Origin of the sequence: Pollutimonas bauzanensis (assembly GCF_900129885.1) — a bacterium.
Taxonomy (GTDB): Bacteria; Pseudomonadota; Gammaproteobacteria; order Burkholderiales; family Burkholderiaceae_B; genus Pollutimonas; species Pollutimonas bauzanensis.
In genome coordinates, this window is record NZ_FQXE01000013.1 from 72991 (window position 1) to 97278 (window position 24288).

General features: G+C 63.1%; 23 protein-coding genes. 16 read left to right on the forward strand and 7 right to left on the reverse strand.

All coding sequences use genetic code 11. The features are described 5' to 3' along the window. Positions 1-182: 182 nt before the first annotated feature. Both BUB23_RS20080 and tadA read left to right on the forward strand, forming a co-directional pair. Positions 183-1031: an HAD family hydrolase gene (locus BUB23_RS20080; protein WP_073106855.1), complete on the forward strand. Its 849-nt coding sequence runs from the start codon at positions 183-185 to the stop codon at positions 1029-1031. Positions 1032-1071: 40 nt separating this feature from the next. After that, positions 1072-1569, forward strand: a complete 498-nt coding sequence (tadA, locus tag BUB23_RS20085; RefSeq protein WP_143161065.1) for a tRNA adenosine(34) deaminase TadA — start codon at positions 1072-1074, stop codon at positions 1567-1569. Here tadA and BUB23_RS20090 read toward each other — a convergent pair. Continuing rightward, positions 1566-2849, reverse strand: a complete 1284-nt coding sequence (locus BUB23_RS20090; protein WP_073106859.1) for an MFS transporter — start codon at positions 2847-2849, stop codon at positions 1566-1568. The genes tadA and BUB23_RS20090 overlap by 4 nt on opposite strands. A gap of 103 nt (positions 2850-2952) precedes the next feature. On the opposite strand from BUB23_RS20090, the gene BUB23_RS20095 reads away from it, so the two are divergent. Genes BUB23_RS20095 through BUB23_RS20105 form a run of 3 tightly spaced genes read left to right on the forward strand, consistent with a single transcriptional unit; the run spans position 2953 to position 6192 of the window. Further along, entirely contained in the window at positions 2953-3936 is a 984-nt protein-coding gene (locus BUB23_RS20095) for an LD-carboxypeptidase (RefSeq protein ID WP_073106862.1), read from the forward strand. Positions 3937-3990: 54 nt separating this feature from the next. Next, positions 3991-5592: an ABC-F family ATPase gene (locus BUB23_RS20100; protein ID WP_073106864.1), complete on the forward strand. Its 1602-nt coding sequence runs from the start codon at positions 3991-3993 to the stop codon at positions 5590-5592. Between the two features lie 12 nt (positions 5593-5604). Beyond that, positions 5605-6192 (forward strand): IMPACT family protein, encoded by a 588-nt coding sequence (locus tag BUB23_RS20105; protein WP_073106868.1) that lies wholly within the window; start codon positions 5605-5607, stop codon positions 6190-6192. Here BUB23_RS20105 and trxA read toward each other — a convergent pair. From trxA to BUB23_RS20120, 3 genes are all read right to left on the reverse strand, one after another. Further along, positions 6187-6570, reverse strand: a complete 384-nt coding sequence (gene trxA / locus BUB23_RS20110) for a thioredoxin (RefSeq protein ID WP_073106870.1) — start codon at positions 6568-6570, stop codon at positions 6187-6189. The two genes, BUB23_RS20105 and trxA, sit on opposite strands and share 6 nt — an antisense overlap. Before the next feature lie 56 nt (positions 6571-6626). After that, the gene (locus BUB23_RS20115) at positions 6627-9383 is read right to left on the reverse strand and encodes an EAL domain-containing protein (protein WP_178372362.1); all 2757 of its coding nucleotides are present in this window, start codon (positions 9381-9383) and stop codon (positions 6627-6629) included. A gap of 178 nt (positions 9384-9561) precedes the next feature. Continuing rightward, a complete protein-coding gene (locus BUB23_RS20120; protein WP_073106874.1) occupies positions 9562-10854 on the reverse strand; it encodes an NCS2 family permease in 1293 nt (430 codons plus the stop codon). A gap of 97 nt (positions 10855-10951) precedes the next feature. Between BUB23_RS20120 and tsaD the strand changes: the two genes are divergently transcribed. After that, positions 10952-12004 (forward strand): tRNA (adenosine(37)-N6)-threonylcarbamoyltransferase complex transferase subunit TsaD, encoded by a 1053-nt coding sequence (gene tsaD, locus BUB23_RS20125; RefSeq protein ID WP_073106876.1) that lies wholly within the window; start codon positions 10952-10954, stop codon positions 12002-12004. 78 nt (positions 12005-12082) lie between these two features. Here tsaD and plsY read toward each other — a convergent pair whose 3' ends face one another. Then, positions 12083-12724 (reverse strand): glycerol-3-phosphate 1-O-acyltransferase PlsY, encoded by a 642-nt coding sequence (gene plsY / locus BUB23_RS20130; protein WP_073106877.1) that lies wholly within the window; start codon positions 12722-12724, stop codon positions 12083-12085. A gap of 111 nt (positions 12725-12835) precedes the next feature. Between plsY and surE the strand changes: the two genes are divergently transcribed. The 6 genes from surE to rlmD all read left to right on the forward strand — a co-directional run bounded on the left by surE (position 12836) and on the right by rlmD (position 18116). After that, a complete protein-coding gene (gene surE, locus BUB23_RS20135; RefSeq protein ID WP_073106879.1) occupies positions 12836-13594 on the forward strand; it encodes a 5'/3'-nucleotidase SurE in 759 nt (252 codons plus the stop codon). After that, entirely contained in the window at positions 13579-14394 is an 816-nt protein-coding gene (locus BUB23_RS20140) for a protein-L-isoaspartate(D-aspartate) O-methyltransferase (RefSeq protein ID WP_073106881.1), read from the forward strand. Before surE ends, BUB23_RS20140 begins: the two co-directional genes overlap by 16 nt. Positions 14395-14411: 17 nt before the next feature. Next, positions 14412-15197 carry a peptidoglycan DD-metalloendopeptidase family protein gene (locus BUB23_RS20145; protein WP_073106885.1) on the forward strand — a complete coding sequence of 262 codons (786 nt, stop codon included), beginning with the start codon at positions 14412-14414 and terminating at the stop codon, positions 15195-15197. Continuing rightward, a complete protein-coding gene (locus BUB23_RS20150) occupies positions 15194-15979 on the forward strand; it encodes a 3'-5' exonuclease (RefSeq protein ID WP_073106888.1) in 786 nt (261 codons plus the stop codon). The genes BUB23_RS20145 and BUB23_RS20150 overlap by 4 nt, the downstream gene beginning before the upstream one ends. 94 nt (positions 15980-16073) lie before the next feature. Then, positions 16074-16709 (forward strand): hypothetical protein, encoded by a 636-nt coding sequence (locus BUB23_RS20155; protein WP_073106890.1) that lies wholly within the window; start codon positions 16074-16076, stop codon positions 16707-16709. An 87-nt stretch (positions 16710-16796) separates the two neighbouring features. After that, positions 16797-18116, forward strand: coding sequence for a 23S rRNA (uracil(1939)-C(5))-methyltransferase RlmD (gene rlmD / locus BUB23_RS20160; RefSeq protein ID WP_073106892.1), 1320 nt, complete (start codon positions 16797-16799; stop codon positions 18114-18116). A gap of 33 nt (positions 18117-18149) precedes the next feature. Here rlmD and argH read toward each other — a convergent pair whose 3' ends face one another. Then, complete coding sequence (gene argH / locus BUB23_RS20165) at positions 18150-19574, reverse strand: argininosuccinate lyase (RefSeq protein WP_073106894.1); 1425 nt, start codon at positions 19572-19574, stop codon at positions 18150-18152. A 137-nt stretch (positions 19575-19711) separates the two neighbouring features. Between argH and BUB23_RS20170 the strand changes: the two genes are divergently transcribed. From BUB23_RS20170 to BUB23_RS20185, 4 genes are all read left to right on the forward strand, one after another. Next, a complete protein-coding gene (locus BUB23_RS20170; RefSeq protein WP_073106897.1) occupies positions 19712-20965 on the forward strand; it encodes a mechanosensitive ion channel family protein in 1254 nt (417 codons plus the stop codon). 26 nt (positions 20966-20991) lie between these two features. Then, entirely contained in the window at positions 20992-21330 is a 339-nt protein-coding gene (locus BUB23_RS20175; RefSeq protein WP_073106899.1) for a P-II family nitrogen regulator, read from the forward strand. 84 nt (positions 21331-21414) lie between these two features. After that, positions 21415-23040, forward strand: a complete 1626-nt coding sequence (ggt, locus tag BUB23_RS20180) for a gamma-glutamyltransferase (protein ID WP_073107094.1) — start codon at positions 21415-21417, stop codon at positions 23038-23040. A 28-nt stretch (positions 23041-23068) separates the two neighbouring features. Further along, on the forward strand, positions 23069-23605 hold the full coding sequence (locus BUB23_RS20185) for a YaeQ family protein (protein ID WP_073106901.1): 537 nt from the start codon (positions 23069-23071) through the stop codon (positions 23603-23605). Positions 23606-23659: 54 nt separating this feature from the next. Here BUB23_RS20185 and BUB23_RS20190 read toward each other — a convergent pair whose 3' ends face one another. Next, positions 23660-24280 (reverse strand): chorismate--pyruvate lyase family protein, encoded by a 621-nt coding sequence (locus tag BUB23_RS20190; protein ID WP_425439566.1) that lies wholly within the window; start codon positions 24278-24280, stop codon positions 23660-23662. Positions 24281-24288 lie beyond the last annotated feature (8 nt).

The window sequence follows — 24288 nt, forward strand, 5'->3', positions numbered from 1 at the left end:
TCAATCTTTCGTCCCGCTTTATCAGCATAATACCCGGCTTGCAGTGATTCGGCATCCATTACCGCGATCCGCGGCGCGCATATGCGGCGCGCATATGCGCCGGTCCATAATCGCTTAAACTTTCCCTTGTTCCGCAAGCCGCGCATTTGCGCGCGTGGCGGCCCATGACACGAGATCCCCGCATGTCCGATGTTATCGCCCTGATTTTCGATTTCGATGATACGCTCGCTCCCGACAGCACCTCGGGGTTCCTGGCCGATATGGGCGTCGACGTCCAGCGTTTCTGGAAGGACCAGGTCGATCCGCTGCTGTTCGACCAGGACTGGGACCCCGTGCCGGCCTATCTGTACCAGATGATAGAGCTATCCAAGTCGGGAGGGCATGGGCCGATTACACGAGAGCGCCTGGAAGACTGGGGCCGGCGCCTGCCTTTGCATCCTGGCGTGGAGTCCCTGTTCGCGCGCCTCAGGGCCATGGTGAAAGCGCAGCATCCGCAGGTCCAGCTGGAGTTCTACCTGATTTCCAGCGGGATAGGCGACGTGGTCCGGCATACGCCGATAGCCCATGAATTCACCGATATCTGGGCCTCCGAATTCATCTACGACGCGCGCGGCGGCATCCATTTTCCCAAGCGGGTGGTCAGCTTTACCGACAAGACGCGCTACCTGTTCCATATACAGAAGGGCATTATCGGCGCGTCCTCGCGCAACAAGCCTTTCGAGGTCAACAAGAAGATAGCGCAGGACAAACTGCGCATACCGTTCGAGCAGATGATTTTCGTCGGCGACGGCTATACGGATATCCCATGCTTTTCCTTGATACGCCGCTCCGGCGGCGTGGCCTTCGGCGTCTGGGACCCCAAGCACCGCGACAAGCGCAGCCGGGCCTGGGGCTTCATCCAGGAAGGGCGTGTATCCAATCTGAACCAGGCGCGCTACGACGAAGAGGCGGAGCTGTACCAGTGGCTGGAAGAAGCCGTCGAAAGCGTGGCCGGCCGCATCTCTTTGAACAACCGGATTTATCGTGGCTGAAACCGATACGCCTTTGTATGGCCCGGCCGATGAAGCCGCCATGCGGGCCGCGCTGGACCAGGCGGCGCTGGCTTACGCGGCGGGGGAAGTGCCCGTGGGGGCCGTGGTGCTGGATGTGGACGGCCGGGTCATAGGCGCGGGCTTCAACCGCACCATCACGGACCATGACCCGAGCAGCCACGCCGAAATCGTGGCCTTGCGCCAAGCCGCCGCGGCCATGAACAATTATCGCCTGCCCGGCGTCAGCCTGTTCGTGACCCTGGAACCCTGCGCCATGTGCATGGGCGCCATGCTGCATGCGCGCGTCGGCAGGGTGGTGTATGGCGCCCTCGATCCCAAGACCGGCGCCTGCGGAAGCGTGCTGAGCGTGCATTCCCATCCGCAGCTGAATCATCAAACCCGCGTCACCGGCGGGCTGCTGGCCGCGGAATGCGGCGAGCTGCTGAGAGGCTTTTTCCGCGAGCGGCGCAGCAGGGCAAAAGCGCTGTCCGAGGCGGATGCCGCGCCCTGCGGATGCGGCCCGGATCAGCCTGCCTAGGGGGCCTGCGTCTTGGGGCTGCGCCGTATGGACAGGGCCATGGCGGCCGCGACCAGGCAGGCCGTGCCCGCCACGTACAGCGCCGGGCTGTACGTCAGCAACAGCGTGCGGGTCAGGCCGGCTCCGTAGGCCGCGGTCGCCGCGCCGATCTGGTGGCCGGCAAAGATCCATCCGAATATCATTCCCGCGCGCACCTTGCCGAAGGTATCGCTGGCGATCCGGACCGTCGGCGGCACTGTCGCGACCCAGTCCAGGCCGTAGAACATGGCAAAGAAGGACAGGCCGTAAAAGGTGAATTCCGAGCTCGGCAGCCAGAGCAAAGACAGGCCGCGCAGGCCGTAGTACCAGAAAAGCAGCTTGCGGTTGTCGTAGCGGTCCGACAGCCAGCCCGACAATATCGTGCCGACGAAGTCGAAAGCGCCCATCATCGCCAGCACCGAAGCCGCCGGTATGGGCGACAGGCCGAAATCCCCGCACAGGGATATGAAATGCGTCTGGATCAGGCCGTTGGTGCTGAGGCCGCATATGAAAAAGGTGCCGAACAACACCCAGAATGTCTGGTCGCCGCGCAAGCTCCACAAGATCTTGAGCGGTTCCAGGATGGACAGCCGGCGCTCGGCCGCCGGCGCGGCGGCGGGAGGAGGCGCGGTAGAGCCATAGGCCGCCAGCCCGATATCCTCGGGGCGGTTGCGCACAAACAGAAACGCCAGGACCGCGATGGCCAGCGCAATGCCGAATACCGGAATCACCGAGGCGCGCCAGCCATGGTTCTCGACCAGCCACGCGGCCACGGGCAGGAACAGCAACTGGCCGGTCGCGGTGCTGGCGGTCAGCATGCCAACCACGATGCCGCGGCGCGTTTCGAACCAGCGGTTGGTGATGACGGCGCCCAATACCAGCGCGGTAAGGCCCGAAGCCAGTCCCAGCATCAGGCCCCACAGCACCACCAGCTGCCAGAACTGGGTCATTTCTACGGCGAGGATCAGGCCCAGGGCCAGCAAAGTCAGCGCCACGCACATGACTTTGCGCAAGCCATAGCGCTCCATGAAAATGGCGGCGAAGGGGCCCATCAAGCCATATAGCGCGAAACGCAGCGCCAGGGCGCTGGAAATCTGTTCCGTATTCCAGCCGAACTCATTGCTCAGCGGCTGCAGCAGCACGCCCGGCAGCCCCAGGGCGGCCGAGGAGGTCAGCATCGTCAGGAAGGTGATGGCCGCCATGACCCACGCAAAATGGATGCCGCGCCGATGGAGCCAGGCGGAAAGAGACTGTGCGAACATGATTTTTCTAATTGGATGGCGGCTAAAATCGTGCAGTGTAGCGCATGTATTACTATATCTTTCTTCCTTTTCACCTTCCCCCCGCTACACACCGAGAACAACCATGACGCATGCGGCGCACGAGCACGACCACGACCATTCCCATGGCGAGCAGGCTGATGATCACCGCCATGAACATCATCATCACGACCAGCCGTCGCCCGCCGGCATTTACCTGATCTCGCCGTCGGGCGCCGTCGCCGACCCGGCCGCGCTCGACCTTGCGCGCCTGCGCCTGGGCGAGCTCGGGTTCAAGACCGCCGTCGACCGCAGCGCGCTGGCGGTGCACGAGCGTTTCGCCGGCACCGACAAGCAGCGCCTGGCCGGCATTGCGCGGGCCTTGAAGCAGAAGCATCCCATCGTCATGGCGACCCGCGGCGGCTACGGCCTCAGCCGCCTGTTGCCTTTCATCGACTGGGCGGCGGTGGCCGAGAGCGGCAAGATCTTCATAGGCCAAAGCGACTTTACGGCATTCAGCCTGGCCTTGCTGGCGAAAACCGGCGCCAGCAGTTACGCCGGCCCCACGGCCGTCCACGATTTCGGCGCCAAGAAGATGGATGACCTCACCGCCGCGCTGTTTGCCGAAAGCATGCGCCGCGAGCTCGAAGTCCTGAGCTTCGAGTCGCCGGACTCCGATCCGGTCGATGCGCGCGGCGTTTTATGGGGCGGCAATCTTGCCCTGGTGGCGTCGCTGCTCGGCACCCCCTACATGCCGGATATCGACGGCGGGATCCTTTTCCTGGAAGACGTGGCCGAGCATCCCTTCAGGATAGAGCGCATGCTTACCCAGTTGTGGCATGCCGGCGTTCTCGGGCGCCAGAAGGCAATAGTGCTCGGCCGTTTCACCGATTACCGCCTCGCGGCGCACGACAACGGTTTCGACCTGCCTTCCGTGTTGGCGTGGCTGCGCGCGACCGTCAAAGTGCCGGTGGTGACCGGCTTGCCCTACGGCCACGTGCGGGTCAAGGCGACGCTTCCAATCGGCAAGAAAGTCGGGGTGGCGACCGAGGCGGGCATGGCGCACCTGGTGCTCGAAGAGCATTTTTAGGCCCGACTTGTTAAACTAACGGGTTATGTCGACTTTTTTACGTGATACCACTAAGTGATCTCCACTGCAAATCTTACTATCCAGTTCGGCCCCAAGCCTTTATTCGAAAACGTCAGTGTCAAGTTTGGGGAGGGCAACCGCTACGGCTTGATTGGCGCCAACGGTTCGGGAAAATCCACCTTTATGAAGATAATTGGCGGCGATCTCGAATCCAGCGCCGGCAATGTGTCGCTCGAGCCCGGCGTGCGCCTGGGCAAGCTGCGCCAGGACCAATTTGCCTTTGAAGATACACGGGTGCTGGATGTGGTCATGATGGGCCACGAAGAAATGTGGCAGGTGATGTCCGAGCGCGACGCCATATACGCCAACCCCGACGCGACCGAAGACGACTATATGCACGCGGCCAATCTGGAGGCCAAGTTTTCCGAATACGACGGCTATACGGCCGAGGCGCGCGCCGGCGAGCTCTTGCTCGGGCTGGAAATCCCGGTCGAGCAGCACAACCAGCCCATGCGCGAGATCGCCCCGGGCTGGAAGCTGCGGGTGCTGCTGGCCCAGGCGCTGTTCTCGAACCCCGATGTGCTGCTGCTGGACGAGCCCACCAACAACCTGGATATCAACACCATACGCTGGCTGGAAGACGTGCTCAACGGTTACCAAAGCACGATGATCATCATCAGCCACGACAGGCACTTCCTGAACCAGGTATGCACGCACATGGCCGACCTGGATTATCGCGAATTGCGCATCTATCCGGGCAACTACGATGACTACATGCTGGCGTCGACCCAGGCGCGCGAGCGCGTTTCGTCGTCCAACGCCAAGGCCAAGGAACGCGTCGCCGAGCTGCAGGACTTCGTGCGCCGCTTTGCCGCGAACAAGTCCAAGGCGCGCCAGGCCACATCGCGCCTGAAACAGATCGACCGCATCAAGGCCGCGGCCGTCGAGGTCAAGCCCTCGTCGCGCCAGAATCCCTATATCCGTTTCGAGCAGACCAAGGTGCTGCACCGTCTGGCCGTCACCATCGAATCCATCAGCAAATCGTACGACAAGCCCGTCATCAAGCCTTTCTCCACCATGGTGGAAGCGGGCGAGAAAATCGCCATCATCGGCGCCAACGGCGTGGGCAAGACCACGCTGCTGCGCATGCTCGCGGGAGACCTGCAGCCCGACACGGGTTCGATCAAATGGTCCGAAAGCGCCGACATCGGCTATATGGCGCAGGACGTGTCCGATCAGTTCCAGTCCGACAAGACGCTGTTCGACTGGCTCAGCGAGTACCGCCAGGCCGGCGACGATGACCAGTCCATGCGTTCGGTGATGGGCCGCATGCTGTTCTCGGGCGACGATATCGGCAAGGAAGTCAGGGTGCTGTCGGGCGGTGAAAAAAACCGCATGAGCTTCGGGCGGCTTATGCTGGGCCGCCACAACGTCATGCTGCTGGACGAGCCGACCAACCACCTGGACATGGAATCGATCGAGTCTTTGCAATTCGCCCTGGAAAAATACGCCGGGACCCTGGTTTTCGTATCGCATGACCGTGAATTCGTATCGGGCGTCGCGACCCGGATATTTGAAATCATGCCGAATGGCGAGATTGTCGATTACCTGGGCGGCTACGAGGACTACCTAAGCTCGCGCGGCATCGAGGCCTGACCTCCCGCCGCCATGCCTTACACCTTGACCGGGCTGGCCACGCATCAGGAAGACATCAAGAAAAGCCGCTTCCTGGCGCTGGCGGACGCCGTGCAGGGCCCCGCCGATGCCATGCGATTCTTCGCCGCCCACAGCGTGGCCGACGCCACCCACAATTGCTGGGCCTACCGGATAGGCGGCGAATACCGGTATAACGATGATGGGGAACCCGGCGGCACGGCCGGCCGCCCGATACTGCAGGCCATCGAAGGCCAGCGCTGCGACCGGGTTGCCGTGCTGGTAGTGCGCTGGTTCGGCGGCATCAAACTGGGCCCCGGCGGGCTGGTGCGCGCCTATGGCGGCACCGCGGCGCAATGCTTGCGGCTGGCGGCCAAATCGGAATTGATCGACGAAGTGTCCGTGGATTGCCATTGCCCTTTCGCGGATATGGCGATAGTCCAATCCCGGCTGGCCGGATTCCAGGCGCGCATCGTCGACGAAGCCTTCGACGGCGAGGGCGTGCGCTGGCGCCTTGCTGTCGCGCGCGGCCAGGAAAAATCGCTGGCGGAGGCATTCCTCAACCTGACGCGCGGCCAGGGGAAGTGGCATTTCGCCCTATGACTCGTCGTTGTCGTCCTGGCTTTGCTGCGCGGCGATCTCGGCGTGCACCTGCTCCATATCGACGGCCTTGATCTGAGTGATCAGCTCCTGCAGCTGCCCGGCCGACAGCGCGCCGGGCTGGGAGAAAAGCAGGACCTGCTCGCGGAACACCATGAGCGTGGGAATGGAGCGTATGCTCATCCCCGCGGCCAATTCCTGCTGGTCTTCGGTGTTGACCTTGGCGAAGGTGATGTCCTCGTGCTGACCGGAGGCTTCCTCGAAAATCGGAGCGAAATTCCGGCATGGGCCGCACCAGGGAGCCCAAAAGTCCACGATCAGCGGCTTGCTGTCCTTGAGAGCCGACTGGAAAGTGTCTTTGTTCAAATCAATGGTGCTCATAGGAACTCCCCAAACAAAAAGCGGCTTAATAGCCGCTTGTTCAAATGAAATGTACTTCAGCTTAGTATACTGCCTTTGGCATGCCCTTTGCCTGCGCGCAGCGTTTGCTCGAGTTCGCCCGCCGTAAGCGGCTTGCTGAAATAATAGCCTTGTATCTGATCGCAACCCTTCTGCCGCAGATAGCTCAGTTGCGCCGGCGTTTCGACGCCTTCGGCGATGACCTGCAGCCGCAGGCTGTGCGCCAGCCCGATGATGGCCGCCACGATTGCCGCGCCGTTGGAATTGGCGCTGATTTCCCGGACGAAGGACTGGTCGATTTTCAGTGTGTCTATGGGCAGGCGCGTCAAATAGGACAGGCTGGAGTAGCCTGTGCCGAAGTCGTCGAGCGACAGTTCCAGGCCCAGCCGCTTCAGGTCCCGCAGGATGTCGATGGCGCGCTTGATATCGGCCATCAGCAGGCTCTCGGTCAGTTCGATTTCCAGGTACTGCGGCGCCAGCCCGGTCTCTTGCAGTATCTCGGCGATCGCCTGCGCCAGGTCCTTGGCGCCGAACTGGCGCGCGGACAGGTTGACCGCGACTCTCAAGTTGGCCAGTCCCGCGTCCTGCCACGCTTTATTCTGCAGGCAGGCATTGCGCAGCACCCAGCTGCCTATGGGAACGATAAGCCCGGTTTCCTCCGCCAGGCCAATGAAACGGTCGGGGAAAATCATGCCAAGCTCGGGATGCTGCCATCGGATCAGGGCTTCCATGCCGTGGATTCTGCCGGTTTTCAGGCTGATTTGCGGCTGGTAGTGCAGCACGAACTCATCGCGCTCGATCGCGCGGCGCAGGTCGGTTTCCAGGCGCAGCCGTTCAAGCGCTTTTTCGTTCATCGCGGGAGTGAAGAACTGGAAATTGTTGCGGCCGGTTTCCTTGGTGTGGTAGAGAGCGATATCGGCGTGCTTGATCAGGGTTTCCGGATCTTCGCCATCTTGCGGATAGATGGCAATGCCGATGCTGCAGGTCGTATGAAAGCTGTGGCCGTCGATTTTCAGGGGCTGCGCGATCACATCCATGACCATCTGCAATACATTGGCGGGGGATATGTCGCCCGGCCGGACGGGCAGGATCAGGACGAATTCATCGCCGCCCTGGCGCGCCACGGTATCGCCGTCGCGCAGGACGTGCTGCATGCGCTTGGAGATCTGCTGCAACAGCAGGTCTCCCGCGCTGTGCCCCAGGCTGTCGTTGACGAATTTGAAATGGTCGAGATCCAGGAAGCCGACCCACAGCTGGCCGTCATGGCTGGATGAAGATGCGATGGCGCGGCGCAGCCGCTCGCGCAGCAGCTTGCGGTTTGCCAGGCCGGTCAGCGCATCATGGTTGGCCTGGGATTCAAGCTCGTCCTGATAGTGCTTGGTTTCGGTGATGTCATACTTGGCCGCGACAAAATGGCCGACCGCGCCGGTATCGTCCTTGACCGGGGCGATATGCACCTTGCTCCAGAACAGCGTGCCGTCCTTGCGGTAGTTGCGTATGGTGGCATGGCCCTCGCGCCGCTCCGACAGTATGGCGCGGATCTGCGTCAGTCCGGCCTGCTCGCGATCCTCGCCATGCAGTATGCGCAGGCTCTGGCCGATGATATCCTGCGCCGTATAGCCGGTCATGCGCTGGAAGGCCGGATTGACATATTCGACGGGGTAATCAGGCGGATCGGCGCTGGTGATGACGATGGCATTGGCGCTGGCCTCGATGGCGCGCTGGCGCAGATACAGCGCGGCTTCCGCGCTCTTGCGCTGGTCGCGGTTGCGCAGCGACTGGAGCGCCACCATGACACTCTGGGCCAGGCCTTCGAGCAAGCCCAATTCTTCTTCGTCGAAGGCGGTTTCCTCCGCCGCATAGACATTCAGGATTCCGAAGATGCGTTCGTCCTGGATCAGCGGCAGGGCGACTTTGGAATGAAAGCCGTGGCGCAATGCCGCCAGCCTCCATGGCAGGTGGACTTCCCGGGCGAAATTGCGGGCCGTCACGGGGCGCCGGGTGCGCAGCGCGCTCTCGATAGTGCTCAGGCGCTGCGGCTCGTCGATCAACGGTTTCCTGATGCTTTCAATATAGCCCTGGTTCTTGCCGGCGATATTGGTCAAGGCTATGCTTTCGCCATCGTCCTGCAGCAGGCCCGTCCAGGCCATCATGTAGCCGGCTGCGACCACGACTTCGCAAATTCCTTGCAGCAGCGCGTTCTCGTCGTCGGCCTGGGCGATCTTGCGCCCGCAGTCGTGGATGGCGCGCAGCGCGCGATGGCTGCGCCGCAGGGATTCCTGCAGGAGGTATTCTTCAGTGACGTCGCTGCCCACGCTGCTGATGCGCTCGAGGCCTGGCGCATCCTGCACGACATGAACGGCATAGCGCAGCCAGCGCACCGCGCTGTCGGGGCGCACTATCCGGTAATGGATGACAGCCTGGCCTTTTTTCCGGACCGTCCGGGCAAAGGCAAGGACCCGTTCCTTGTCTTTGGGATGGACACATTCGAACCATAGGCGCGGGTTGTCATAGAAGGCGCCGGGCGGGTGCCCGTACACGCGCTCGACCGCCGGGCTGACATAATCGATGCCCCGGCTGGGAAAATAGGAAGTCCACAGCACTTCATTGATCGACGCCAGGATTTCCGCCAGCTGCTTTTCCGTCGAGTGCAGGGATAGTTCGACTTCGCGCCTGCGGGCTTCGGACGCCTTATGGAAATACTTCAGCCTGCTCATGAGCAGAAACACCGGCAGGCCGAGCAGCATGCCGGCGGCCGCGTAGATCAAGGGCAGCCAGTTTTCCATTGGGATCATGAGTGCGGTTTTGCAGTGTGGAATGCCGCCAGGCGTCCGCCGGGATAGCCGGGAAGAAAGCGCATTTCGCGGGCGAAATGCGGAACGCCGCATTCTAGGGGGCAATGCTGGCGGTGGCCTTGATTTAAATCATGTGGTGACCAACATATTGGTATTGCAAGGCCGCCCGCCTTTTGGCCTAGCCGGGGAAAAAGGCGTACTTGATCACGAACAATACGGCGACCAGCAAGGTCGCCATATGGATGTCGCGGAACTTGCCCGTGATGGCTTTGAGCACCACATAGCTGATGAAGCCGAACGCCAGGCCATTGGCGATGGAATAGGTGAAAGGCATGATGATGGCGGTCAACGCGGCGGGAGTGGCTTCCGTGATGTCATTCCAGTCGATCTCGGTGATTTCCCGCAGCATCAGGCCGGCGACGTAAAGCAGGGCGGGCGCCGTGGCATAGGCCGGGACCGAGCCGGCCAGGGGAGCCAGGAATAGCGACAGCAGGAAGAGCACGCCTATGGTCAGCGCCGTCAGGCCGGTGCGCCCGCCCGCCTGCACGCCGGAGGCGCTTTCGACGTAGGCGGTGGTGCTGCTGGTGCCCAGGAATGACCCCGCGACGATGGCCGTGCTGTCGGCCATCAGCGCGCGGCCCAGGCGGTTCGGCTTGCCTTCCTGGATCAGGTTGGCGCGCTTGGCCACGCCTATCATGGTTCCCGTGGCGTCGAACACCTCGACCAGCACCAGCACCAGGATGACGTGGACGAAGCCGGTATGCAGGGCGCCCATGATATCCAGCTGGAGGAAAGTCGGGGCGAGGCTGGGCGGCATTGAGAACACGCCATAGAACTGGCTGTTGCCGGTCAGCATGGAAAGGACGGTCACCACCAGGATGCCTATGAGGATGGCGCCCTTGACCTTGAGCACGTCCAGCGCGGCGATGATGAAGAAGCCCAGCATGGCAAACAGCGCCGGCGCCGCGGTAAGGTCGCCCAGGGCCACCTTGGTGGCCGGGTTGGACACCACGATACCCGAGCTGCCCAGGGCGATAATGGCCAGGAACAGGCCTATGCCCGCGGCGATGGCGGAGCGCAGCGAATGCGGTATGCCCTTGATCAGCCATGAGCGGATGCCGGTCAGCGTGAGGAGCAGGAATATGACGCCCGATATGAATACGGCTCCCAATGCCTGCTGCCAGCTATAGCCCAGGGCGCCGACCACGGTGAACGCGAAGAAGGCGTTCAGGCCCATGCCGGGCGCCATGCCTATGGGCCAATTGGCCAGGAACGCCATGATGAGGGTGCCGATGGCGGCGGCCAGGCAGGTGGCCACGAAGATGGCGCTCTTGTCCATGCCGGTATTCGAGAGAATGTCCGGGTTCACAAAAATGATATAGGACATGGTCAGGAAGGTCGTCACGCCAGCCAGTATTTCGGTCCGCACTGTCGTGCCGTGTTCGCGTAGCTGGAAAAATCGCTCGAGCATAGGTCTTTCCTAGAGGGATAGGGAGATAGTGGTATTCATCGGATAACAGCAGCCTGAATTCTAAGGCGGTTTCACTGCCGGTTGTACACTAGCGCTCATGATTATTATCGGTTTTGAAAGCTCCTGCGATGAAACCGGCGTGGCGCTGGTCTGCACGGAACGCGGATTGCTGGCCCACGCCTTGCACAGCCAGGTCGCCATGCACCAGGAATATGGCGGCGTGGTGCCCGAACTGGCCTCGCGCGACCACATACGCCGCATCCTGCCGCTTACCCGCGAAGTGCTGGCGGCGGCGGGCATGGCGGCCGGCGACGTCGACGCGGTGGCCTACACCGCCGGCCCGGGGCTGGCCGGGGCCTTGCTGGTCGGCGCCAGCGTCGCCCAATCCTTTGCCTGGGCGCGGGGCCTGCCGGCGATTCCCATCCATCATCTGGAGGGGCACTTGCTGTCGCCCTTGCTGGCCAGCCCGCGGCCCGGCTTTCCCTTTGTCGCCTTGCTGGTTTCCGGCGGGCATACGCAAATCATGCGCGTCGACGGCGTCGGCGCCTACCAGTTGCTGGGCGAAACGCTGGACGACGCGGCCGGGGAAGCCTTCGACAAGACCGCCAAGCTGCTGGGACTGGGCTATCCCGGCGGGCCGGCCCTGTCCAGGCTGGCCCAGCAAGGCGTCGCCACCGCCTGCGAGCTGCCCCGGCCCATGCTGCATAGCCCCGACCTGGATTTCAGTTTCAGCGGGCTCAAGACCGCGGTGATGACCCGCGTCAAAAGCCTGGAAAAAGCCGGCGGCCGATTGTCGGCCCAGCAGCGGGCCGACCTGGCCGCCGCCACCGAGGCGGCGATAGTCGACGTGCTGGCCGCCAAGTCCATCAAGGCAATGAAGCAGACCGGCCTGAAGCGCCTGGTCGTGGCCGGCGGGGTCGGGGCGAACAGCCATTTGCGCGCCAGGCTTGGGCAGGCCATGGCCAAGCTGAACGGCGAGGTGTTTTTCCCGCCCCTGGATCTATGCACCGACAATGGCGCCATGATCGCCTTTGCGGCGGCCATGCGGGTAAATGCCGGCCTGGCCGATTTGTCCGACATGCGCCACGCCTTCACCGTCAAGCCGCGCTGGGCGCTGGCGGACGTCTGCCTGAGCGCCGCGGCGCCTTAGCGGGTCGGCGCGGCGCCGGCCGCCTGGATGCGCGTGGCCGGCCGGGTCAAGCGGGCTGACCAGGCCGGGCGTGGTTCTTCATGGCTTCCTGCCGCCGATGCGGCTTTCCTTGCCCGTTATCAGGCGGCTGATGTTCGCCCCGTGGCGGAATAGCAGGACGACGCTGATGATGACGATGGCCAGCGCGATCGGCGGTTCCAGTTCCCATGCCACGTTGCCGCCCAGCAGATAGTAGAGGGGCGCGAAAATCGCCGCGATGATGGACGCCAGCGACGAATAGCGGGTAACGTAGACCACGATCAGCCAGGTGCCCACCGTGGCCAGCGCCAGCCAGGGATTCAGGGCCAGCAATACGCCCAGCGCCGTGGCGACGCCCTTGCCGCCCTTGAACTTCAGGAATACGGGAAAGACGTGGCCCAGGAACACCGCGACCGCGCAGGCGGCCACGGCCACGGCGGGAAGGTCCAGCTGGCGCGCCGCGTAGGCGGCCACGAAGACCGCGAGCCAGCCCTTGACGGCATCGCCCAGCAGCGTCAAGGCGGCCGCCGTCTTGTTGCCCGTGCGCAAAACATTGGTGGCGCCGGGGTTCTTCGACCCGAAAGTGCGCGGATCCTGCAGCCCCATTATCCGGCTGACGACGACGGCAAAGGAGACGGATCCCAACAGGTAGGATAAAAGCACGAGGGCAAGAGCAGTCAGGCTCGAGGTAGCAGCTGTCATAAATTCGCAGACTCCGGTGGGTTGTGCGAGGATTCTACCGAGTGTCGCCCAAAACACCAAAACGACCGGGTACAATTCGCTACGTTCGGTTGATTATTCTATGGAAGGGCAATGCGTATATTGGTGTCCAACGATGATGGCTACAATGCTCCGGGCCTGGAGGCATTGGTGCAGGCGTTGAAGGGCCTGGGCGATTTGACCGTCGTTGCTCCCGAAACCAATTGCAGCGGCTCATCCAATTCCCTTACTTTGAATCGGCCCATGTCGGTGCGCCAGGCGCCCAACGGCTTCCATTATGTCAACGGCACGCCGTCGGATTGCGTCCACATCGCCTTGACCGGCATGCTGGATTTCCGCCCCGACCTGGTCGTTTCCGGCATCAACAACGGCGCCAATATGGGCGACGATACGCTATATTCGGGAACCGTGGCCGCCGCCACCGAAGGCTATCTTTTCGGTATTCCCGCCATCGCCTTTTCCCTGGCTCAAAAAGGCTGGGAACACCTGGACACCGCGGCGCGCATCGCGCGCAAGCTGGTCGAACAGCAAACCATCAGTCCGCTGGCCGGAAACATTCTGCTCAACGTGAATATTCCCGCCGTGCCCTACGAAGCCATCCAGGAAATCCGCATTACCCGGCTGGGCAAGCGCCATCCGTCCGAGCCCGTCGTCAAAAGCAGCACGCCGTATGGCGACCCGGTGTACTGGATAGGCCCGGTCGGGCGGGTTTCCGATTCCGCCGAGGACACGGATTTCGGCGCGATCGAGCGGCATGCCGTGTCGGTCACCCCCTTGCGGCTGGACCTGACTCATTACGAACAACTGTCCCAGGTCAGGGAATGGGCGGGTCCGCTATGCGTAAACCCCTAGTCCCTTTTCCTTTCGCCAACGGCACGACCAATCGTTTCGGCCGGTCCAGCCTGGGCGGCGGGGTATCCACGGCCAACAGCAATACCCGGATTTTCACCCAGGGGCGCGCAGCGCCCGTCGTGCCCGCGATACGCAATTCGTCAACAATGGTGAATTTGGGTTTGAACTCCGAGCGTTCGCGTGGCATGATGATCCAGCGCTTGCGCAACCAGGGCATACAGGATGAACGCGTGCTTGACGCCATGATGGCGGTGCCACGCCATTTGTTCGTCGACGAAGGGCTGGCCAGCCGCGCCTACGAAGACGCGGCCCTGCCCATAGGCCACGGGCAAACCATTTCGCAGCCTTGGGTCGTCGCGCGCATGATTTCCGTCGTGTGCGAAAACCGCGTTCCGGTTAAAGTGCTGGAAGTGGGTGCGGGTTGCGGCTATCAGGCCGCCGTATTGGCGCAGTTCGTCAAGGAGGTCCACGCCATCGAGCGGATCCGCGGCTTGTATGAACTGGCCCGCGACCATCTCAGGGCGCTCAAGCTCATCGCCCGTGTCCGCCTTACCTTTGGAGACGGCATGGCAGGTTTACCCGGGGTAGCACCGTTTGATGCCATCATCATTGCTGCCGCCGGTATTAAAATTCCCCAGGCGCTGCTGGAACAGCTGGCCATTGGGGGCCGTTTAATTGCCCCGGAAGGGTCGACAGCGCAGCGTCTGATCCTCATAGAACGCACGGGCGCCGCGGCATGGCGCCGCGAAGAACTCGAGTCCGTTCGCTTTGTCCCCCTCCGGGCGGGAACACAGTCTTAAGCTTTCAGGAGAGCTATATGCATGCAGGGACGTTTCGGTCTACCGCTCTGACACTTGAATACCCGAAACGCACATCTCGTTATCTGGTGATTGCCGCCGTGGTCGCCACCACCATCATGGCGGGATGTGCGTCTCGCAGCACCAAAGCTCCGGTGACCGATATGTCGGGCGCTCCCGCGGCTCCGGTCGCTGGCGGCACTTATGTCGTGCGGCCGGGCGACACGCTATATAAGATCGCGCAAGCCAATAACATGGAAGTGTCCAAGCTGACGCGCTTGAACAATATCAGCGACCCCAGCCAATTGAGGGTGGGGCAGGTCCTGCGGCTCGACGGCTCCGGCCCGATGCCGTCCTTGCCCCCCGCGACCGCCACGACCACGCCGGTCACCCCCGTGGCGCCGGCCGAGCCGGTCGCCGTGGCCCGCGCCAGCGATGCCTCCGCCATCAATTGGGCCTGGCCGGCGTCGGGCAAGATCATCCAAAGCTTCAACGCCAACACCAAAGGCATAGATATCGCCGGGGCAGCCGGCGAGCCCGTGCACGCGGCGGCCGACGGCAAGGTGATGTATGCGGGCAATGGCGTCAGGGGCCTGGGCAACCTGATATTGCTGGGCCATTCGGACGGATTCATCACCGCCTATGCGCACAACGAGGCCTTGCTGGTGAAAACCGGCCAGCAGATCAAGAAAGGCGCGAAAATCGCCTCCATCGGCCAGACCGACACGACCTCGCCGCGCCTGCATTTCGAGATCCGCCGCCGCGGCACCCCTGTCAATCCGCTATCCTACTTGCCGGCCCGATGATCCCCGCCCTGGTCTTCGATCTTGAAACCATACCCGACGCAGCCGGCCTGCGCCGGCTGAATCCGCAGTGGGGTCCGGACATGGCCGACGCCGAGGTCATCGAAGCGGCGCTGGCGGCAAGGCGGGAATCGCATGGCACGGATTTCCTGCCCCTGCACCTGCACAAGGTGGCGGTGATAGGCTGCGTGTTCCGCGACGACCATGGCTTTCGCGTCAAGACCCTGGGCAAGGCCGATGATCCCGAAGCGGCCCTGCTGGCCGGCTTTTTCAAGACCATAGAACGCTACACGCCGCGGCTGATCAGCTGGAACGGCTCGGGCTTCGATTTGCCGGTGCTGCATTACCGCAGCCTGATCCACGGCGTGCAGGCCGCGCGCTATTGGGACATGGGCGAGGACGACCGCGACTTCAAATACAACAATTACATCAGCCGCTATCATAATCGGCACATCGACCTGATGGATCTGCTGGCCAAATACAACGGGCGGGCCAATGCGCCGCTGGACGACCTGGCCAAGCTCTGCGGCTTTCCAGGCAAGCTGGGCATGGACGGCAGCCAGGTATGGCGGGCCTGGTCCGACGGGCGGGCCGACGAGGTGCGCGCCTATTGCGAAACCGATGTCGTCAACACCTGGCTGGTGTACTGCCGTTTCCGTTTCCTGAAAGGCGAACTCGACCGCGCCGCTTACGACGCCGAGGTGCAACTGGTGCGCGACACCCTGCAGGCCAGCGCGGACGGCCACTGGCGGGAATACCTGGCCGCCTGGAACGAACCCGCCTGAAGTCGATTGAAAGGAATTCATTTTCGCTGAAACAGATTGGAAATGACTTCAGTTGCACAATGGGGCCTCCTCACCACTACAAGGAAAGCACATCATGCAACGCTCAACATCTTTTGTGTCCATCAAGCTCGCCACCCTGACCGCGGCGCTGGCGCTGTGCGGCGCTGCATATGCAGCCCCTGACACCGCCGCGACGCCCGCCGCCACCACGCAAGCAAGCGCCAGCGCCGCAGCGCCCGCGGCCACGGAACGGCCGGCTGCGCACCCCCACAAACGGGGCGACCACCGCAAGGGCATGCGCGGCCATATGCGCGACGCGGCGATGTGGGTGCCCGGCTACGGCCCGCTGCACGCCAAGTTCGTCGAATCGCTGGCTTTGAATGACAACCAGGCCAAATTGCTCAAGGATGCCCAGGCCGAACAGAAGGAAGCCCGCAGCGCGCGCCGCGATGCCATGAAGACCGCAAGAACCGCGAAGCTGGAACAAGTCAAGAGCGGGAAAATCGATCCGCGCGCGGCCTTGACGCAGTCGGAACAAGCCTACAAGCAACTGGCCGCCGAACGCAGCAAGCTGGACGAAAAATGGCTGGCCGTGTGGGATGCGCTGGATGCCTCGCAGCAGGAAAAGGTTGCGGCCAATTTGAACGAGCGGGCCGAAAAGTTCGCCAAGCGCGCCGAAAAGCACAAGCAACACCACGCGTCGCCCGACGCAGCCAAGCTGGCTTCATAGGGAGATCGGGCGTCGGGCGCCCTCGCGGCTGTACTTACGGCCGCGAGGATGTCAAAATTCGGGCCTGCATCTTTGGATACCCGGATAATGACGTCAGAAGTGTTCGATATAGAGTCTCTTGACCTCGAAGCGCGCGGCATCGCGCGCCGCGAGGGCAAAGTCGTTTTCGTGGAAGGGGCCTTGCCGGGTGAAAAGGTGCTAGCCAGCATCGTCAAACGCAAGGCCTCTTTCGATACCGCCCGCCTCGAGCGGGTCATCAAGCAGTCCTCCCAGCGGGTCGAGCCGGCCTGTCCGCATTTCGGCATATGCGGCGGCTGCGCCATGCAGCATCTGGATGCCGCCGCCCAGGTGGCCATCAAGCAGCGCGTGCTGGAAGATTCGCTCTGGCATATAGGCCGGCTGCGGCCGGCCATGGTGCTGCCTCCCCTGCATGGCCCGACCTGGGGCTATCGCTACCGCGCCCGCCTGTCGCTGCGGGCGGTAAGAAAGAAGGGCGGCGTCCTGGTGGGCTTTCGCGAACGCCGCGGCAGCTATGTGGCCGACATCAAGGAATGCCGGGTCCTGCCGCCGCATGTCTCAAATATGCTGTTGCCGCTGCGGGCGCTGGTGGGCGCGCTGTCGCATCCCGATCGCGTTCCCCAGATCGAAGTGGCGGTCGGCGACCAGACCACGGTTTTGCTGCTGCGCCACATGGAAGCCCTGGACGGCGCCGACATCGCCCTGTTGCGGGAGTTCGGCGCACAGCACAATGTGACGTGGTGGCTGCAGCCCAAGGGGCCCGAAACGGTGCATCCCCTGGATCCCGCCGACGTGGACAAACTGGCGTACACGCTGCCGGAATTCGGCTTGCGCATGCCTTATCGTCCGACCGATTTCACGCAAGTCAATCATGCGATCAACCGTGTGCTGATTTCCAAGGCCTTGTCGCTGCTGGATGTGCAGGCGGGCGACCGGGTGGCCGACCTTTTTTGCGGCCTGGGCAATTTCACGCTGCCGCTGGCCACCCGTGCCAGCAGCGTCGTGGGGATAGAGGGCAGCGCGGCGCTGACGCAGCGGGCGCTGGATGCCGCGCGGCAGCACGGGCTGGATCAGCGCACCCGCTTTGCGACCCTGAACCTTTTCGAGGTCGATGCGCAGTGGTTGCGCGAGCTGGGACGTTTCGACCGCATCCTGATAGATCCGCCGCGCGAAGGGGCCGAGGCGGTGGCGCGGGCCCTGGCGGCGCTGCTGCCGGCGGAGCGCCCGCGACGCATCGTGTATGTGTCCTGTAGCCCGGCCACGCTGGCGCGCGATGCGGGGATATTGGCGCATGAAGGGGGCTACCGGCTGCAAAGCGCCGGCGTCGTCAATATGTTTCCGCACACCGGGCACGTGGAGTCGATAGCGGTGTTCGATGCGGCTGATTGATTTCTTGCCGGGTCAGAACTGAATCGGACGTGATTATCCCTGCGCGGTTTCGGCCAGGACCCGCTCGGCTTCCTGCCTGACGCGTACGGGCGCCGTGCCGCCGATGTGGTCGCGGGCGGCGACCGAGCCTTCGAGCGTCAGCACGCCGTAGATATCCTCTTCGATCAGGCTATTGAACCCTTGCAGGTCGGCCAGCGGCAGATCGGCCAGGTCGCAGCCGCGCTGCTCGCATTCGCGCACGGCGTGGGCCACGGTTTCGTGCGCATCGCGAAAGGGCACCCCTTTTTTCACCAGGTAGTCGGCCAGGTCGGTCGCCGTGGCATAGCCTTGCAGGGCGGCGGCGCGCATGGCGTCCGCCTTGACGCGTATGCCGCCGACCATGTCGACGAAGATCGTCAAAGTATCGCGTATCGTGTCGGCCGAATCGAACAGGCCTTCCTTGTCTTCCTGGTTGTCCTTGTTGTAGGCCAGCGGCTGGCCTTTCATCAGGGTCAGCAGGGCGACCAGGTGGCCATTGACGCGGCCGGTCTTGCCGCGCGCCAGTTCGGGCACGTCGGGGTTTTTCTTTTGCGGCATGATGGAGCTGCCGGTGCAGAAGCGGTCGGCCAGGTCGATGAAGCCGATGCGCGGGCTCATCCACAGGACCAGTTCCTCGGACAGGCGCGAGACATGCGTCATGATGAGCGCCGCGGCGGCGCAGAATTCGATGGCGAAATCGCGGTCCGATACGGCGTCCAGCGAGTTGCGGCAAACCTCGTCAAAGCCCAGCGTGCGCGCCACCCGTTCGCGGTCTATGGGGAAGGAGGTGCCCGCCAGCGCGGCGGCGCCCAGCGGCAGCCGGTTCACGCGCTTGCGGCAGTCCGCCAGCCGTTCGGCATCGCGTCCGAACATCTCGGCATAGGCCAGCAGGTGATGCCCGAAAGTGACCGGCTGGGCGACTTGCAAATGCGTGAAGCCGGGCAATATGGTGGCCGCATGCTCCAGGGCCAGGCCCGCCAGCTTGTGGCGCAGCTGGCGCAGCAGGCCGATGGCGAGGTCTATTTCGTTGCGCACCCACAAGCGGATATCGGTCGCCACCTGGTCATTGCGCGAGCGCCCGGTGTGCAGGCGCTTGCCCGCGTCGCCGATGAGTTCGACCAGGCGCTTTTCGATATTCAGGTGCACGTCTTCGAGATCGATCGACCATGCGAACTGGCCGGCGCCGATTTCTTCCAGGATCCGCGCCATTCCGCGCTCGATGGCGGCCTGGTCGGCGCCGCTGATGATGCCTATGGACGCAAGCATGTCGGCATGGGCCAGCGAGCCCTGGATGTCGAAAGCGGCCAGGCGCTGGTCGAAGCTGACCGAGGCGGTATAGCGCTTGACGAGATCGGAGACCGGTTCGGAAAAACGGGCGGACCAGGCCTGGGCCTTGTTTGCAAACTGATTTTGCAGATCGGAAGAGGTATTTTTTGGCATAGTGGCGCCATTATAAGGGAGGGACGGCGGGGCCGGGCCGGAGCGCAAACCGCGGGCGGGTTCGAAGAGGGAAACGCGGCTACGGTATATTAGCGGAGGTTCGAACCGAGCCCGATGCAAGACACTATAGGCAGGCAATGCAGGAAAACAACCCCCTGGTCCACTGGATGGGCGACAACTGGATAAGCAACAACATGCCCGATGCCGTATGGGCGCAAGTGGCGCTGGGCTTGCTGGTGCTGGCCGTCCTGGTCGTGGCGACAGGCTGGATCATGGCCCGGGTGCTGGCCACCGTGACGCGCCGCATGCTTTCCGCCATCGGCCATGACGACTGGTCGCAAGCGCTTTCCCGCCGCCGCGTATTCCGCAGCCTCAGCTATGCCGTGCCCTTGCTGGTCATCATGGGCAATATCGGCGTGCTGCCGGTCGACGACAAGTATGGCGATATTCTCGCCCGGGTGTTTTTGTCGGCCGGGCTGGTGTTCTTCTTCATGGCCGTCAACGGCGCCCTGTCCGCCTGGCAGGACATCTACGCGGTCACCACGCGCGCCCAGACGCGCTCGATCAAGGGCTACCTGGAACTGAGCAAGATCATATTCTGGGCGCTGTGCGTGATCCTGATCATCTCGATACTGGTCAACCGCTCGCCGCTTCTGATGCTCTCCGGCCTGGGCGCGCTGTCGGCGGTGCTGCTGCTGGTGTTCAAGGACACCTTGCTGTCGCTGGTGGCCAGCACGCAAATGACCAGCAATGACATGCTGCGCATCGGCGACTGGATCGAAATGCCGCAGGCGGGCGCCGATGGTTTCGTGATCGATATGGCCTTGCACACGGTCAAGGTGCAGAATTGGGACAAGACGGTCACCACCATTCCCACCTACAAGCTGTTCTCGGAAAGCTACCGCAACTGGCGCTATATGTTCGAGTCGGGCGGGCGGCGCATCAAGCGCACGCTGCGCATCGACGCCAGCACGGTGCGCTTCCTGCGCGAGGACGAGGTCATCGCCCTGCGGCGTTTTGCGCTGCTCAGGGACTACCTCGATGAGAAGCATGACGAACTTCAGGAAAGCTACCGCGCCCTGGGCGCCATGGCCGACCAGGAAGTGAACCGGCGGCGCCTGACCAACCTGGGTACGTTCCGGGCCTATGGCCTGGCCTACCTGCGCCAGCAGCCTGAGCTGCGCCAGGACATGATGATGCTGGTGCGCATGATGGAGCCCGAGTCGCAGGGCATCCCGATCGAGGTCTACTGTTTCGCCAACAACACCGCCTGGGTCGAGTATGAGCGCATCCAGGGGAATATTTTTGATCATCTGGTGGCCATCCTGCCAGAGATGTCGCTGCGGCTGTATCAGGCGCCCGCGGGCAGCGACTTCGCCAACATGCGATAATTTTTTCTTTATAGCGGAGCCATCCAATGAAACTAGTCGCGGCAATAATCAAGCCCTTCAAGCTCGACGAGGTGCGTGAAGCGCTTGCCGACATCGGGGTTAGCGGTCTCACGGTCACAGAAGTCAAGGGTTTTGGGCGCCAGAAAGGCCATACCGAACTCTACCGCGGCGCCGAGTACGTGGTTGATTTTCTGCCCAAGATCAAAGTCGAGGTCGTATTGCCCGCGGCCATGGTCGACGGCGCCATCGACGCCATCATCAAGGCGGCCTTTACCGGCAAGATCGGCGACGGCAAGATTTTCGTGACCGCCGTGGAGCAGGCGGTGCGCATCCGCACCGGCGAAAGCGGCATCGATGCGCTGTAGGCATGGGCGCCGGCATCGGCGTCCTTTCACTATTGCAGTTTTAATGCGCGCTGGCCGGCATGCGGGCAGCGCCGAGGTATGGCCATGAAGCCGTTCAACTGGGATAATCCGTATCGCACCGAGCGCACTCCGCTTTTTGCGCGCAATGTGGTGTCGACATCGCATCCTTTGGCAGCCCAGGCGGGGCTGCGCATGCTGCTGAAAGGCGGCAACGCGGTGGACGCGGCCATTGCCGCGGCCGCCACCATCATCCTGGTGGAGCCGGTGTCCTGCGGCCTGGGCGGCGATTGCTTTGCCATCCTGTGGGACGGCAAGCAGCTGCAGGGGCTGAATTCGTCCGGCGTGGCGCCCGCCGCCTGGAATGTGGAATATTTCAAGCGCAAGTACGGGGTCGATGCGCGGGGGCTGGCGGCGATGCCCATGCGCGGCTGGGATGCGGTCACCGTTCCCGGCATGGTGGCCGGGTGGGCCGCCATGCACGAACGCTACGGCAAGCTGCCTTTCGAGACCTTGTTCGAGCCGGCTATCGAAATCGCCGAGCGGGGCTATGCCGTGTCGCCCATGGTGCACCGAAAATGGGTCGCGGCGGCCGACGAGCTCAAGGACCAGCCTGGTTTCGCGCAGGCCTTCATGCCCGAGGGCCGCGCGCCGTATATTGGCGAGTTGTTTTCGCTGCCCGACGCTGCCCGCACCCTCAAGCTTATTGCGCAAAGCAAGGGACGCGAGTTCTACGAGGGCGAGCTGGCCGGCAAAATAGCGGCGTTCAGCAAAAGCTGCGGCGCGGCCATGACCCTGGACGATCTGCGCGGCTACAAGCCCGAATGGGTCACGCCGATTGCCAAAGACTACCGCGGCTATACCCTGCACGAAATTCCGCCCAACGGGCAGGGCATCGCCGCGCTCATGGCGCTGGGCATCCTGCAGAATTTCGACGTGGCGGACCTGGCCGTGGACAGCCTGGAGTCGCAGCATCTGCAGATCGAGGCCATGAAACTGGCCTTCGCCGATTTGTACCGCTACGCGTCCGACTCCCGCAGCATGGAAGTCAGCCCCGAACAGATGCTGGACGATGCCTACCTGGCCGGCCGGGCGCGGCTGATCGATCGCGACCGCGCCACCCAGTTCGGTCCTGGCCGCCCCGCGTCAGGCGGCACCATCTACCTGACGGCGGCCGATGAAAGCGGCATGATGGTATCGTTCATCCAGTCCAACTACATGGGCTTTGGCTCCGGCGTCGTGGTGCCGGGCACGGGAATCAGCCTGCAGAACCGCGGCTATGGCTTCTCCATGGACCCGCTGTCGCCCAATGTGGTCGAAGGCGGCAAGCGGCCCTTCCACACGATTATTCCAGGATTCCTCGCGCGCGACGGCATCCCGGTCATGAGCTTCGGCGTGATGGGCGGCGACATGCAGCCCCAGGGGCACCTGCAGACCGTGGTGCGCATGCTGGATTACGATCAGCAGCCCCAGGCGGCATGCTGCGCTCCGCGCTGGAAGGTGAACCGGGACTTCACGCTCGATCTGGAAACCGGCATCAGCGAGCAGGTGGCGCAGGGCCTGCAGGACAAAGGGCATGTGCTCAAAGCCGTGCACGATCCTTACATGGATTTCGGCGCCGGGCAGTTCATTTGCCGTTTGTCCGACGACCCGAACCGCGGCTATGTGGCGGCCAGCGACAGCCGCCGGGACGGCCAGGCGGTCGGCTTCTAGGCCATCCGCTCATCGAAAAGGTTTTTTTATGGCATTGCGTGCCACGATTTCCAAGCTTGAACTGCACGTGGCCGATATGGTGCGCGGCTACTACGATAGCCATACCCTTACCGTGGCGCGCCACCCGTCCGAGACGCAAGAGCGCATGATGCTGCGGGTGCTGGCCTTCGCTTTGTATGCCAGCGAGGGGATGGCCTTTACCCGCGGGCTCAGCACCACGGAGGAACCTTCCTTGTGGGAAAAGGACTTGACCGGCACTATCCTGACCTGGATAGAGCTCGGCCATCCGGACGAAAGGCGCATGCTGCAGGCCAGCGGCAAGTCGCAGAAGGTGGTGGTGCTCTGCTATGGCGGGCATGCCAGCCAGGTGTGGTGGCAGGGCGCCCAGGCGGGCGTGGCCCGGGCGCAGAACCTCGTCGTGCTGGCCGTGCATCCCGCCCAGGTGCAGGCCCTGGCGCGTTTTGCGCAACGCAATATGACCTTGCATGTCACGATAGAAGAGGGAACGGCGCTGGTTTCGTCGGCCGACGATAGCGTTGCGGTCGATATTGCGGTGTGGCGCTGATTCATCCCATAGCCCGGCAAGCCGGCATCGCCCGGGAATGGTATGATGCCCGCCCTACAGCTCTTTCAAGCGCAGGCCCCGGTCATAAGCCGATTTGGCCGCCAGGGGCCAGAACTCCGGCAAGAAGCATTCCGCGACCAGCAAGGGCTGGCCGTGGCGCCAGAACACCGAGCAGCGCGCCAGTAGGCAGCGCGCGGGCGGGCACTGTCTGCCCAGCAGGCGCTGCGCCGACCGGTACAAGGGGTGCTGGTCGCTCAGGCGGCAGGCAAAGAAATCCGACCGTGTGATTTGCGGATTATGATAGAGCATATCGGCTAGCGGTCGGGTGCGCAGGCGCCGCATGCCTTGCCATAAGCCATGGGATGCCGTCAAGGGCGTAAAGCTGCGGGCGAATACGCTGCCTGTTCCGTTGATGGACATGACGATTTCGCGCAGCCAGACCGGTGAGCGCGGCTTGCGCTTGAGCATCCATGCTTCGGCCGGGTGCAGGCCCTGGGCATGTTCGCTCACGACGCGCAGTTGCACGTCGCCGAGGCGGCGCAGTCCTGCGGTCAGGGCGCCGGGCCGAAACAGCCAATACTTTTGTTGCTGGCTCAATGAAGGTAAGGGCGACGCCAGCCAGTCGCTGTAATAGGGCGGGAAGAGTTCCATAAACCACATTATCGCCAAAGTCATAAAATACC

Excerpts from the sequence above, each read along its gene's own strand:
- BUB23_RS20080 (WP_073106855.1), top strand. The coding sequence starts at position 183 with ATGTCCGATGTTATCGCCCTGATTTTCGATTTCGATGATACGCTCGCT.
- tadA (WP_143161065.1), top strand. The coding sequence starts at position 1,072 with ATGCGGGCCGCGCTGGACCAGGCGGCGCTGGCTTACGCGGCGGGGGAA.
- BUB23_RS20090 (WP_073106859.1), bottom strand. The coding sequence starts at position 2,849 with ATGTTCGCACAGTCTCTTTCCGCCTGGCTCCATCGGCGCGGCATCCAT.
- BUB23_RS20095 (WP_073106862.1), top strand. The coding sequence starts at position 2,953 with ATGACGCATGCGGCGCACGAGCACGACCACGACCATTCCCATGGCGAG.
- BUB23_RS20105 (WP_073106868.1), top strand. The coding sequence starts at position 5,605 with ATGCCTTACACCTTGACCGGGCTGGCCACGCATCAGGAAGACATCAAG.
- trxA (WP_073106870.1), bottom strand. The coding sequence starts at position 6,570 with ATGAGCACCATTGATTTGAACAAAGACACTTTCCAGTCGGCTCTCAAG.
- BUB23_RS20115 (WP_178372362.1), bottom strand. The coding sequence starts at position 9,383 with ATGATCCCAATGGAAAACTGGCTGCCCTTGATCTACGCGGCCGCCGGC.
- BUB23_RS20120 (WP_073106874.1), bottom strand. The coding sequence starts at position 10,854 with ATGCTCGAGCGATTTTTCCAGCTACGCGAACACGGCACGACAGTGCGG.
- tsaD (WP_073106876.1), top strand. The coding sequence starts at position 10,952 with ATGATTATTATCGGTTTTGAAAGCTCCTGCGATGAAACCGGCGTGGCG.
- plsY (WP_073106877.1), bottom strand. The coding sequence starts at position 12,724 with ATGACAGCTGCTACCTCGAGCCTGACTGCTCTTGCCCTCGTGCTTTTA.
- surE (WP_073106879.1), top strand. The coding sequence starts at position 12,836 with ATGCGTATATTGGTGTCCAACGATGATGGCTACAATGCTCCGGGCCTG.
- BUB23_RS20140 (WP_073106881.1), top strand. The coding sequence starts at position 13,579 with ATGCGTAAACCCCTAGTCCCTTTTCCTTTCGCCAACGGCACGACCAAT.
- BUB23_RS20145 (WP_073106885.1), top strand. The coding sequence starts at position 14,412 with ATGCATGCAGGGACGTTTCGGTCTACCGCTCTGACACTTGAATACCCG.
- BUB23_RS20150 (WP_073106888.1), top strand. The coding sequence starts at position 15,194 with ATGATCCCCGCCCTGGTCTTCGATCTTGAAACCATACCCGACGCAGCC.
- BUB23_RS20155 (WP_073106890.1), top strand. The coding sequence starts at position 16,074 with ATGCAACGCTCAACATCTTTTGTGTCCATCAAGCTCGCCACCCTGACC.
- rlmD (WP_073106892.1), top strand. The coding sequence starts at position 16,797 with ATGACGTCAGAAGTGTTCGATATAGAGTCTCTTGACCTCGAAGCGCGC.
- argH (WP_073106894.1), bottom strand. The coding sequence starts at position 19,574 with ATGCCAAAAAATACCTCTTCCGATCTGCAAAATCAGTTTGCAAACAAG.
- BUB23_RS20170 (WP_073106897.1), top strand. The coding sequence starts at position 19,712 with ATGCAGGAAAACAACCCCCTGGTCCACTGGATGGGCGACAACTGGATA.
- BUB23_RS20175 (WP_073106899.1), top strand. The coding sequence starts at position 20,992 with ATGAAACTAGTCGCGGCAATAATCAAGCCCTTCAAGCTCGACGAGGTG.
- ggt (WP_073107094.1), top strand. The coding sequence starts at position 21,415 with ATGAAGCCGTTCAACTGGGATAATCCGTATCGCACCGAGCGCACTCCG.
- BUB23_RS20185 (WP_073106901.1), top strand. The coding sequence starts at position 23,069 with ATGGCATTGCGTGCCACGATTTCCAAGCTTGAACTGCACGTGGCCGAT.
- BUB23_RS20190 (WP_425439566.1), bottom strand. The coding sequence starts at position 24,280 with ATGACTTTGGCGATAATGTGGTTTATGGAACTCTTCCCGCCCTATTAC.